The 11,445-nt window shown below is 64.8% G+C and carries 13 protein-coding genes; 9 read left to right on the top strand and 4 right to left on the bottom strand.

Annotated features, from left to right (window positions below; all coding sequences use genetic code 11):
* Positions 1-129: 129 nt before the first annotated feature.
* Positions 130-912 carry a helix-turn-helix domain-containing protein gene (locus EAE28_RS14570; protein WP_127107523.1) on the top strand — a complete coding sequence of 261 codons (783 nt, stop codon included), beginning with the start codon at positions 130-132 and terminating at the stop codon, positions 910-912.
* 12 nt (positions 913-924) lie between these two features.
* On the opposite strand, the gene EAE28_RS14575 is transcribed toward EAE28_RS14570, so the two are convergent.
* A complete protein-coding gene (locus EAE28_RS14575) occupies positions 925-1,683 on the bottom strand; it encodes an SDR family NAD(P)-dependent oxidoreductase (protein WP_127107525.1) in 759 nt (252 codons plus the stop codon).
* Between the two features lie 394 nt (positions 1,684-2,077).
* On the opposite strand from EAE28_RS14575, the gene rsgA reads away from it, so the two are divergent.
* Together rsgA and EAE28_RS14585 are read left to right on the top strand one after the other, a co-directional pair.
* Positions 2,078-3,145: a ribosome small subunit-dependent GTPase A gene (gene rsgA, locus EAE28_RS14580; RefSeq protein WP_127107527.1), complete on the top strand. Its 1,068-nt coding sequence runs from the start codon at positions 2,078-2,080 to the stop codon at positions 3,143-3,145.
* A 110-nt stretch (positions 3,146-3,255) separates the two neighbouring features.
* On the top strand, positions 3,256-3,525 hold the full coding sequence (locus EAE28_RS14585; RefSeq protein WP_127107529.1) for a hypothetical protein: 270 nt from the start codon (positions 3,256-3,258) through the stop codon (positions 3,523-3,525).
* A 77-nt stretch (positions 3,526-3,602) separates the two neighbouring features.
* Here the strand turns inward: EAE28_RS14585 and EAE28_RS14590 are convergent, their stop codons facing one another.
* Positions 3,603-4,238 carry a L,D-transpeptidase gene (locus tag EAE28_RS14590; protein ID WP_127107531.1) on the bottom strand — a complete coding sequence of 212 codons (636 nt, stop codon included), beginning with the start codon at positions 4,236-4,238 and terminating at the stop codon, positions 3,603-3,605.
* 290 nt (positions 4,239-4,528) lie between these two features.
* Here EAE28_RS14590 and EAE28_RS14595 point away from each other — a divergent pair, with 290 nt between their 5' ends.
* The 4 genes from EAE28_RS14595 (at position 4,529) to EAE28_RS14610 (ending at position 6,550) form a co-directional block, all read left to right on the top strand.
* The gene (locus tag EAE28_RS14595) at positions 4,529-4,723 is read left to right on the top strand and encodes a hypothetical protein (RefSeq protein ID WP_127107533.1); all 195 of its coding nucleotides are present in this window, start codon (positions 4,529-4,531) and stop codon (positions 4,721-4,723) included.
* 173 nt (positions 4,724-4,896) lie between these two features.
* Positions 4,897-5,100: a hypothetical protein gene (locus EAE28_RS14600; RefSeq protein ID WP_127107535.1), complete on the top strand. Its 204-nt coding sequence runs from the start codon at positions 4,897-4,899 to the stop codon at positions 5,098-5,100.
* A 191-nt stretch (positions 5,101-5,291) separates the two neighbouring features.
* A complete protein-coding gene (locus EAE28_RS14605; RefSeq protein WP_127107537.1) occupies positions 5,292-5,498 on the top strand; it encodes a cold-shock protein in 207 nt (68 codons plus the stop codon).
* Between the two features lie 122 nt (positions 5,499-5,620).
* Positions 5,621-6,550 carry a LysR substrate-binding domain-containing protein gene (locus EAE28_RS14610; RefSeq protein WP_127107539.1) on the top strand — a complete coding sequence of 310 codons (930 nt, stop codon included), beginning with the start codon at positions 5,621-5,623 and terminating at the stop codon, positions 6,548-6,550.
* On the opposite strand, the gene EAE28_RS14615 is transcribed toward EAE28_RS14610, so the two are convergent.
* Both EAE28_RS14615 and EAE28_RS14620 read right to left on the bottom strand, forming a co-directional pair.
* Complete coding sequence (locus EAE28_RS14615; protein ID WP_127107541.1) at positions 6,510-7,358, bottom strand: DMT family transporter; 849 nt, start codon at positions 7,356-7,358, stop codon at positions 6,510-6,512. The genes EAE28_RS14610 and EAE28_RS14615 overlap by 41 nt on opposite strands.
* Before the next feature lie 91 nt (positions 7,359-7,449).
* Positions 7,450-9,132 (bottom strand): ABC transporter permease, encoded by a 1,683-nt coding sequence (locus tag EAE28_RS14620; protein WP_127107543.1) that lies wholly within the window; start codon positions 9,130-9,132, stop codon positions 7,450-7,452.
* 188 nt (positions 9,133-9,320) lie between these two features.
* Between EAE28_RS14620 and EAE28_RS14625 the strand changes: the two genes are divergently transcribed.
* A complete protein-coding gene (locus EAE28_RS14625) occupies positions 9,321-10,328 on the top strand; it encodes an extracellular solute-binding protein (protein WP_127107545.1) in 1,008 nt (335 codons plus the stop codon).
* Positions 10,329-10,453: 125 nt separating this feature from the next.
* Positions 10,454-11,293 (top strand): glutathione-dependent disulfide-bond oxidoreductase, encoded by an 840-nt coding sequence (gene yghU, locus EAE28_RS14630; RefSeq protein ID WP_127107547.1) that lies wholly within the window; start codon positions 10,454-10,456, stop codon positions 11,291-11,293.
* The last annotated feature ends 152 nt before the right edge of the window (positions 11,294-11,445 follow it).

An 11,445-nucleotide genomic window follows, 5' to 3' on the forward strand; every position in this document is an offset into this window, starting at 1 on the left:
CTGCCATCACATATGTGATTCCCCCTCGCCCCGCGCCGATACTTCGCGCATGGTCGAAAAGCTGCCGTAAGCTCATCCCAGAGGACCGGCCAGCACCGGGAGAGGCCAGCACCGTGGGAGGAGCGTGTGATGCAGGGACTTGCAGTGAAATCAACGTTGCGGACGTTCGAGGTTCTCGAATTCTTCCGCGAACAGCGGCGGCCCCTCAGGCTGAATGAGATCTACAAAGCCCTGAACTATCCGCAGTCGAGCACGACGAACCTGCTCAAGAGCATGGTGATGACGGGCTATCTCAACTACAACCGCAAGACGCGGATGTACCTGCCGACGATGCGGGTGAGCAGTCTGGGCAGCTGGCTGCACAGCGTCATCCATAACGACGGCGATCTGCGCAAGCTGGTCGATACGGTTCAGGCGCGCACCGACGAAACCGTCGGGGTCGTGGCGCAGAACGATCTGTTCATCCAATACATCATGCTCAAGACCCCGACGCATGAGTTCAAGATGCCGCCCAGCGAAGGGGATATGCGGCTGCTGATCGACTCGTCGGCCGGGCTGACGATCCTCAGCCGGTTGCGTGACAGCGCCATCGAGAAATTCTACCGCTTCACCAAGTATCATTACCCTCGGCTGGAGTACTTCGCCAGTTACGCCGACCTGATGAAAGAGATCCGCTGGGTGCGCTATATCGGCCATTGCTACATGCCGATGCTCCCGACACCCGAGGTTGCCTCGGTTGCGATTCCGCTTGAGGAAGAGATGTTCGGCATCCCGCTGGCGCTGGGGGTGGGCGGGCTGCAACCGCGCATTGCCGCACGCAAGGAAGAACTGCTGGCGATCATGCACGAGGCGGTGGCCGAGTTCCACGAAACCAGCCGCCAGAACAGCAGCGGGGCTATGGCCGCCGAATAGGCGGCCAAAGGGTCAGCGGTTGAAGGCGTGCCCCATCCCGCCATCGACGGCAAGCGACTGGCCGGTGACAAAACCCGCGCGTTCTGACGCCAGCCAGAGCACGGCCTGCGCGATGTCCTCTTCGGTGCCGATGCGACCCAGCGGCGTGCTGGCCTTGCGCGCGGCGAAGGTCTCGGCGTCAAGCATGGCGCGCACTGCGTCGGTTGCGATGGTCGAGGGGGCGACGGCGTTGACGCGGATACCGTGCGGCCCCAGCTCGACCGAGGCCGCGCGGGTCATGCCATCGACCGCTGCCTTGACGCCGGAATAGAGCAGCGTGTTGGCGCTGGCGATCCGCCCGGCCATCGAGCCGATGTTGACCACACTGCCCCCGCCCCGCGCGCGCATCGCCGGCACGGCGGCTTGCAGGCCCCAGACGATCCCCGCCATGCCGACGCCGACCATGCGCGACAAGACGTCGGGCTCGATCTGCTCGATCGGCTCGTAGCGGTTCCACATCGCGTTATTGACCAGAATATCCAGCCCGCCGAACGCCTCGACGCAGCGTGCCACGGCCCGCTGCATCGCCGCGCGGTCGGACACATCGGCACCGATGCCGATCGCGGTGCCCCCTGTGGCCGTAATCCCCTCGGCAGCGGTCTGCGCCCAAGCGTCTTTCAGATCGACCAGCACCACCGACGCCCCGGCCTCGGCCAGTGTGGTGGCGATGGCGCGGCCCAACCCGCGAGACGCGCCGGTAACCAGCGCGATTTTGTTGCTCAACTCAGTCATGGTTTCCCCAACCCGGTACACTGGGGCAAACCTTGCCCCTCCCGCGATCCGGCGCAAAGCGCGCAGCCTTTCGGCGCGTCACAATCGCATACGCGATTAATGGGCGCGGCGGCGGGGAAGCGATTGTTGACGCGTCCGACCCTCTGAGGCATGCCCGCCACCTTCGGTCTGCCGCGTTGCGATGCTTGCAATGCGCCGGGGACGGCCTTATCCTGCTGCAAAGAGTATGGAGATTTAATGTCCCGTTGAGGTGGGGAGGCAAGGCGCCCTCCCAAAACAAGATCGAACCACGCAAAGCCCCTGCATGCCGCCGGGGCGCTGGTTTCTTGTAGACCCCTATCGAGTATTTGCGGCGCGGATCGGATCCGCTGCCGGGACATGAAAGCCTGAACCCATGACTCGGGATTTTTCCCAATTCCTGCCCCTTGCCACCCCGCCCAAACGCGAGCGCAGCCTGCTCGAACGCTTGGGCTGGACCCCGTTCTTCAGCCAGCAGATCGACCCCGAAGCGCTGATCAACACGCCTCCGGTGCGTGTTACAGCCGTGCACCGCAGCGGCTTGCATGTGATGGGCAATGGCATCGACACGATGATCCCGCCAGGGCCGAATGCCACGGTGGGCGACTGGTTGCTTTATGACGCCGCCCTGCCCGCCAACAGCGAAGTGCTCGAGCGCAAGAGCCTGATCGAGCGGCGCGCGGCGGGTCACGACCGCCGCAAGCAGAAGATCGCGGCCAATCTGGACACGGCGTTTCTGGTCTCCTCGTGCAATGATGACTTCAACGTCGCCCGACTGGAACGCTATATCGCACTGACCTTCGAGGCCGGTGTGCAGCCGGTGATCATTCTGACCAAGCCCGACCTGTGCGACGATACCACCCCCTATGTCGAGCAGGCTTCGGCGATCTCGGACCGGGTGCCGGTCGAGGTGCTCGATGCGCTGGCCGGGGACGTGACGGGACGTCTGGCGCAATGGTGCCGGCCGGGACAGACGGTGGGGTTTCTGGGCTCGTCGGGCGTGGGGAAATCCACGCTGGTCAACGCGCTGTTCAACGCGCAGGTCGCCGAAACGCAGGGCATCCGCGAGGATGACAGCCGGGGCCGGCACACCACCACCCACCGCCAGCTGCACCTGACGCCCGAGGGCTGCGCGGTGCTGGATACGCCGGGGATGCGGGAAATCCAGCTGACGGACACCGAATCAGGCATCGCCGAGGTGTTTGATGATCTGAGCGAGCTGGCGCTGCGCTGCCGGTTCCGCGATTGCCGCCACGAGTCCGAACCGGGCTGCGCGGTGCAGGCCGCGCTGGCCAGCGGCGAGATCGACAAGGTGCGGCTGGAGCGCTGGAAGAAGCTGGGGACCGAGGATCGCTCGAACACTAAGGCGCTGCACGAGCGCAAGAGTGAGGGCAAGGCGTTGCGCAAGCAGATCAAGGCAGCGCTGAAGTCCAAGCGCGAGTGATGAGGGCAACGCCTTTGGCAATTCGGCCCGGGTTTCGCGCTTGTGGCTTGACCTCGGCCCAGTGCCTGCGGTCTTAAGAAGCAATGTTTACACGCCGTAGAGGGCCTTGAATGATGTATAACCGCAGTTTGGCAGTCGCGGCACTGCTGCTCGTTTCCGCCTGTGTCTCGACCCCGGAAAACCCCAACGGCCCCAGCTATCTGGCTGAATTGCCCGAAGGTCTGGCCCAGACCGCTGCACCCGGTCAGGATCTGGACCGCGTCCGCATCATGCCCGATGATGGCTGTTACTGGTACGAATACACCAACATCGTCGAAACCACGATGCTGCCGCTGCGCACCAGTGAAGGTCGCCCGATCTGCTCGCGCGCTCAAAGCTGACGCGGGGGCCAGAGGGCCAATGAAAAACCGGGCACTGCGTAAAGCGGTGCCCGGTTTGTTCATTTCAGCACAAGCGCTTACTCGGCGTCGTAAAGATGCGCGACGGCGCCCAGTTCAACCTGCTCGAACAGGTCGATGATATGCGCCATCACCATGCGCACGCAGCCCGAGCTGGCGCGCTGGCCAATGGACCACGGCTGCGGTGTGCCGTGAATGCGCAGATAGGTGTCGCGATCGCCGACATAGAGATACAGCGCCCGGGCCCCCAGCGGGTTCTCGGGACCGCCGGGCATACCCCCGGCGAATTCCTCATACGACGGCGTATGACGGATCATGTTCGCCGTCGGCGTCCAAGAGGGCCAGCGCACCTTGCGGCGGATCGTGTAGACGCCCGGCTCATACAGGTCATCGCGCCCGATGGCGACGCCGTAGCGCATCGCCGTGCCGTCGTTCTGGATGTGATACAGATAGCGCGCCACGGCATCGACGTGGATGTCGCCGGCCCGCAAATTCGGGTTCGCCTGCACCCGGCGCGGCAAGAACCGCGAGGCCAGACCCCAGGGATTGGAGAACGCAGGATCATAGCCTGCGGGAATGACTTGCTCGTCCCAGGCGTCCCACTCGGCCTGATCCGCCTTGGCGCGACGCGGCGCGAGGAACGGAGCGGCGAGCGCCCCGGCGCTGGTCATGATGAAGTGACGTCTAGTCGACACAGATCTTATTCCTTGCCTGCAAGGGCTACCATTGCCGTTCAATATGCTCAGGACGGGGTCAGAGGCAAACCCTTAGGTCAAAAAGCCTGATCACTGTTGCGCAAACTGGACGCCCTGTGTCGTTGTCGCTTCGACCCGCGCCCTGCCGCGTTCCAAGGCCGGGAAGAAAGTTTAGAGCGATTTTAGCCGCTTGCGCGATGGCTTGGCGATTCTCCTCGCAATCACGGTGGATTAAGTCCATACCAAACGAACCCGCGCGGTAGCTCTGCGTGGCGTCAGGAAGGGCCATCATGGGCGCCGAGACGACCGCGATCCGCCGCAGCAGCGCCGATGATTTGGCACTGTCGCCCCAACAGACACCAAGATCCGAGCGCGCGAGCGCCGAGGTGATCGGCCGCCAATGGTCCGATTTCTTTGCGCGGTTCGCCCATGGCCCCGTTGCCGCGCCGGAGCAAGACACCCTGCCACCCCCCGATCGCAAGTGACGGGACCTGCACGCAAGCGCTGTGGGGTGGGGTTTTCCTGAGCGACACGACCGAAGCGGCGATCTGGCCCCCAAGGCCATTGATCCTGATTCGTGCGGCGACGCCGGGAAGGAAGCGGCGGGGTCAGCTCCGCCGCTTCCGGCAATTTGACCTATGTTCGGAAAGGAACACAGATGGGTATTTCGACACCGAAAAAGCCGTTCGACCTGAAGGAATTCCTCAGCGAGAAGGGCAAGCCGCGCAATGTGCGGCGCAATTTCGCCATGCGCGGCGCGGCCAGTGCTGCCCCCGCCGAGACCGTGGCCGAGCCCGAGGCAGATGTCGACTCCGACGCCGAGCCCTCGACCGAGGCAAAGCCGGACGCGACCGAGAAATAACAGGGGCTTGCGATGCCTGTTGGCGGGCCGGTGGCTGGTGCGGGGTAAACCAGCGCTAGCTATTTGCCGCGATACGGTGTAGAGAGTGCGGGCATCTCTATTTTCGGACTGTTCCTTTCGGCTCAGCCTTCGATCTTTAGCTCTGCCGAGTCGCTGCGCTGTGTGGGCGACACAAAAGAAGGAATAACACGATGGCTAATGGCACCGTGAAATGGTTCAACCAGACCAAAGGTTTCGGCTTCATCGCTCCGGCTGAAGGCGGCAAAGACGTGTTCGTGCACATCTCGGCCCTGGAGCGCGCTGGCATCCGTCACCTCGACGACGGCCAGGCTGTGACCTACAACGTCGAAAACGGCCGTGACGGTCGTCAGTCGGCGATGGATCTCGCGCTGGCCTGATCGGCCCCGAGACCGCGCCAACCGGCGTCAGACAGTTTGAAGGGCCTGGCACATCGTGCCGGGCCCTTTTGCTTTGCGGCGGTTAAGCGCTAGCATCGCCCTGCCCTTGTGAAAGTTCCCGCATGCCCCCCTCCCGCCCCGCCTTGCCGCCGCTCAACGCGCTCAGGGCCTTTGATGCGGTGGTGCGGCTGGGCAGCGTGAGTGCGGCAGCCTCGGCGCTGGATGTTGCGCCCTCGACCGTCACCCAGCATCTGCGCAATCTTGAGGACCATCTGGGCGCGTCCCTGTTCGAGCGCTCGGCCAACGCGATCACCCCAAACGCACGCGCTCTAGCCTATGCCGAGGCCGTGCGCGCAGGGTTCGATCAGTTGTTCGCGGCCAGCGAGGCGGTGTCAGCGGATCTGAGCCAAGCGCCGATCCGGCTGAGCGCCGCGCCGACGCTGGCGGGTGTGTGGCTGGCGCGGCTGATCGCGCAGGTAGAAGCCGAGTTTCCCGGTGTGGCGATCCGATGCGATTTCTCAACGCAGCCTGCCGATGTGGACGCCGATCAGGTGGATATCGCGCTGCGCTATGGGGCGGGGCCGTATCCGGGCGCGGTGGTCGAGCCGCTCTATACCGATGTGATGGCTCCCGTGTGTTCCCCGCAGATGGCGGCGGGGTTGGCCGCGCCTGAGGATCTGCTGAACGCCCTGCGCATCGAAACCGCCGAGACCGCGCCGGACGGGCGGTCCTTGTGGGCATGGTGGGCACAACAGGCCGTGGGAGATGATCTGGCGCAGGCTCTGGGGCAGCCGGGCCGCTGGCAGGTGCAGGGGTCGGGGTTTACGCAGGCACTATTGCTGGAGGCCCCCGCCGTTGCGGTGATGGAGCGCGGCCTGATTGCCGGGGCGCTGGCCAGCGGCGCGCTGGTTGCTCCCTTTGCCGTGTGGGTGCCTGCGCCCTGTGGTTATGCACTGGTGACCTCGCGCAGGCGGGTGTTAAGACCGGCGGCGAAGCGGTTGAAAGCACTGATCAAACGCCACGCGTCGCAAGCGCTACGCCGGCCAGAATAAGCCCGCCACCGATCAGGGTGAGGGTTGAGAGCGTCTCGCCCAGCAGCAGCACGCCCCCCAGCAGTGACCAGACCGGCACCAGCAGCAGATAAGGCGCGACGCGATGCAGCGGGTAGCGGACGATCAGCGCGTACCAGCTGCCGACGCCAAAAGCGGTCATCGCCAACCCCAGATACCCCAACTGCGCCCAGGCAAGCAGCGTCGCGGCAGCGGCGGCGGGCATAGGTGCCTCAAGCAGTAGCGAGGCGAGCAGCAGCTGCGGGGCCGCGACCAGCGACATCGCCCCCAGCAACGCAAAGCCACTGCCCTGCCCGCCCAGTCCCAGCTTGCGCACAAGGATCTGACCGACCGCCCAGATCATCATGCTCAGCACCACCAGCCCCACCGCCGCACCCTGCCCGGCTGCGCCCGGCGGTCCGGCTACAAGCGCGACGCCCGCCAGCGTTAGCGCAATCCCCGTCCATGCGGCGCGCGAGGGATGCTCGCCCAGCCAGAGCGCCGAGAGGATCAGCAACAGCGGCGCTTCGAGTTGCACCAGCATCACCGTGGTGGACACGTCCAACCGGCTGAGGCCGATGTAGCTGAGGCTATAGGGCAGCGAGATCGCGCAGGTCGAGGCGATAAGGATCGCCCTGAACGGCGCGCGCGGCCAGCGGGTGACGGCGCGGATCGCCAGCCCGGCTATACAGAAGCGCAGGGCGGCGGTGAAAATGGGCGGGAAGCTGTCGGTCGCGGTCTTTCCCAGCACCCAGCCCGCGCCCAGGACGAGCGACAGCAACAGGGCGAGGGCGATGTCTTTGCGGTGCATTCTGGCGTCCCCGGTTGGTCCGGGTTGCAGAATGGCGCGGCCCGAGCCCGGCCACAGCCGCGCAAATACCGGGGCAGCGCAGGGAAAACACTCAGTGCGACGACGGGCGGTCCATCGCGCGGCTGAGCAGCACGACCGGAATGATCCCCAGCGCCACGATCATCAGCGCCGAGGTCGAGGCCTCGTCCAGCCGCCCGTCCGAGGCCAGCCGATAGGTGCGGATTGCCAGCGTATCCAGATTGAACGGACGGACGATCAGCGTGGCCGGCAGTTCCTTCATCACATCGGCAAAAATGAAGATCGCCGCCGACAGCAGCCCGCCGCGCAGCAGCGGGAGATGCACCGTCAACAGGGTGCGCCCCGGCCCCGAGCCAAGCCCGCGCGCGGCATCATCCAGCGAGGGCGGAATGCGTTGGAGCGAGGCCTCGATGGTGCTCAGGCTGATCGACAGGAAGCGCACGGTATAGGCGAATATCAGGCCGACATAAGAGCCGGTCAGCAACAGCCCGGTTGAGTAGTCAAACGTCGCGCGCATCCACGCATCCAGCGTCTGATCCGCCCAGCTGAGCGGCAGCAGGATGCCGACGGCGATCACCGCACCCGGCATGGCATAGCCGATCCCCGCCACGCCCAGAGCAGCCTTGACCAGCGGCCCGCCGTCCATCCGCCGCGCATAGCCAAGGAAGAGCCCCAGCGTCAGCAGCACCAACGCGGCCAGCCCGGCCAGCATCAGCGAGTTGCCAGCAAACGCATAGAAACGCGGGCCCCACATCGGATCGCCGACCAGCACGGCGCGGCGGATCAGATCCCAGACCGGATAGAGGAACCCGGCAAAGACCGGAAAGGCACAAAGCGCCATGACGATCAGAGCCCGCGCTCCGGTCAGCGGTTGGCGCGCAGCGGCGCTGGCGGATTTGCCCGCGGGATCCCCGACATAGCGCCGCGAGCCACGCAGGATGCGTTCCAGCACCAGAGCCAGCGCGACAAAACCGATGAGCAGCGCCGCCAGCTGCGCCGCCGCCACCGGCTCACCGCGCGCGAACCACGTGCGGAAGATGCCGCTGGTCAGCGTCTGCACGCCCAGATGCGAAACGGTGCCGAAATCGGCCAGCGTCTCCATCGCGACAAAGGCGGCCCCGGCGACCATCGCCGGGCGCGCCATCGGCAGCGCCACGCGAAAGAAAGCCCCGCGCGGGGATTGGCCGAGGGCACGCGCGGCCTCCATCAGATGCAGCGACTGGGTGGCGAAGGCAGCGCGGGTCAAAAGGTATATATAGGGGTAGAGCACCAGCGCCAGCAGCACCGCCGCGCCGGGCAAGGAGGCGACCTGCGGGAACCAGTAGTCATGCCGACCCCAACCAAAAATCTCGCGCAGAGTGGTTTGCAGCGGCCCGGCATAGGCCAGCCGGTCGTAATAGACATAGGCGATGACATAGCCCGGCATGGTCATCGGCAGCATCAGCGCCCATTGCAGCATGCCCCTGCCCTTGAACTGGAACCCGGCGATCAGCCAGCCCGCGCCCACCCCGATGGCCGAGGCCAGCGCGACGGTCAGCACCACCAACAGCAGCGAATTGCGCAGATAGAGCGGCAGCACGGTCGAGGCCAGATGCGACCACGCCCCGCCCGAAGGGATGAACACCTGCGCCACCACCGTGACGATGGGCAGGGCGATCAGGGCGGCGATGAGCAGCGCCCCCAGGCTCCAGGCACTCAGGGGGCGGCGGCGCGTTTTGACGGGCGCGCGGGTGTGCACGGCAGCTGTCTGTGCCATAGGCTTCCTCTACTCTCGCCTTGGCCGTAGCCGATCAGCGGCACAGTGTCCAGTTATCCGATTCTTATTGTCAGAATAGCGCCTGTCGGCTATCCACGACCCGTCGCGCCATTCTAGGGCGCGTGCTTGACGCCACCCAACCGCCCCCGCGCGGTCCAGGCAGGCAAGACACAACCGGAGTTAACCCCATGTTTCGTTCCCTGACCGCCCTCGGCATCGTCCTGATGGCCTCGGCCCCTGCGATGGCCGAAGAGCTGAACCTCTATTCGGCCCGCCACTATGACACCGACCTGCGGATTTATGAGAACTTCACCAATGAGACCGGCATCCAGATCAACCTGATCGAAGGCTCGGGCGAGCAGCTGATGGAACGCATCCTGACCGAGGGCGCCAACAGCCCGGCGGATCTGTACATCACCGTCGATGGCGGCCGCCTGCACCGTGCCGTCGAAGCGGGGATCTTCCAGCCGGTTGAGAGCGCCGTGCTCGACGCGCGGATCCCGGCCAATTTCCGCCACCCCGACAATCTTTGGTTCGGCCTCTCGGCCCGCGCCCGGGTGATCTTTACCCGCACCGGCGAGCGTCCCGACTGGTTGAACGATTACGAGGATCTGGCCGATCCCCGCCTTGAGGGCGAAATCTGCATCCGCTCGTCGGGCAGCATCTATAACATCTCGCTGATGGCCGAGCTGATCGAGGTTCTGGGCGCTGATGCGGCGCAGGACTGGGCGGCGGGCGTCAACAACAACCTCGCACGTGCGCCACAGGGCGGTGACCGCGATCAGCTGCGCGCGCTGGCTGCAGGCGAGTGCTCGGTTGCGGTGTCCAACACCTACTACTGGGGCGCGCTGGCAGCTTCGGATAACCCCGATGACGTCGCCGTCGCCAATGCGGTCGAGTTCTTCTACCCCAACCAGGAAGGTCGCGGCGCGCATGTGAACATCTCTGGTGCCGGTGTGGTGGTGAATGCCCCCAACCGGGACAACGCCGTGCGGTTCCTCGAATATCTGGTGTCCGATGAAGCGCAGGCGATCTTTGCCGACAGCAACAACGAATTCCCGATCGTGCCGGGGGTCGAGATCCACGGGCCGGTGGCCCCGTTCACCGAGTTCAAGAACTCGGGCGTCAACGTCTCGGTCTACGGGCTGAACGCGGCAGAGGCGACCGAGATCTTCGACCGCGTCGGCTTCCCGTAAGCCCTGCGGCTTTGAGTGGATTTCAGCGGGCCGGGGTCAACCCCGGCCCGTTTTTTATCGCTATGGCATCTTGACCTTTTGGTGCACAGGTTCAGGTTCAGGGAGCCAAAAAAAAAGGAAATCCGATGCCGACTGATACAGCCTACGTGCCGCCCAAGGTCTGGACCTGGGACCAGGAAAGCGGCGGACGCTTCGCCTCAATCAACCGGCCCGTTTCGGGGCCGACGCATGACAAGGTGCTGCCGGTCGGCGAGCACCCGTTCCAGCTCTACTCGCTGGGCACGCCCAATGGCGTCAAGGTGACGATCATGCTCGAAGAGCTGCTCGCCGCTGGTCATAAGGGCGCGGAATACGACGCGTGGCTGATCAACATCGGTGATGGCGATCAGTTCGGCTCGGGTTTTGTCGAGATTAACCCGAACTCGAAAATCCCGGCGATGATGGACCGCTCGGGCAGTGAACCCGTGCGCCTTTTTGAGAGCGCCTCGATCCTGTTCCATCTGGCCGAACGCTTTGGTGAATTCCTGCCCGCCTCGGGCCCCGCGCGCGCCGAGGTGATGAACTGGTTGTTCTGGCAGATGGGCGCGGCACCCTATCTGGGCGGCGGTTTCGGGCATTTCTACGCCTATGCGCCCGAGAAGATGGAATACCCGATCAACCGCTTCGCGATGGAAGTGAAACGCCAGCTCGACGTGCTGGACCGCACTCTGGCGGATCGCAAGTTCATCGCGGGCGACGCGTATTCCATCGCCGATATCGCGATCTATCCATGGTACGGGCGGCTGGTCGAGGGCGGGGCGTATGACTCGGCCGAATTCCTCGCCGTGCATGAATACACCAACGTGATCCGCTGGGCCGCCGACGTCGCTGCCCGCCCGGCTGTGCAGCGTGGGAAACGGGTGAACAAACCCGGCGACAGCGCGGATGCGGTGAAAGAACGGCACGCAGCCTCTGACCTCGACTGAGGCTGAGATCGGTGCAAGGGGGGCTGTCAGCCCCCCTCTTCGCTTTCAGCGAATTCACCCCCCGAGGATATTTTCAGACAGAAAATGCGCGGTTAACCTTTCGTTAACGCCCCTCTTTGCTCTGTTAAATATCCTCCAAGAGGGTCCGGGAG

It is taken from the genome of Pararhodobacter zhoushanensis (assembly GCF_003990445.1).
In the GTDB taxonomy this organism is placed as follows: domain Bacteria; phylum Pseudomonadota; class Alphaproteobacteria; order Rhodobacterales; family Rhodobacteraceae; genus Pararhodobacter; species Pararhodobacter zhoushanensis.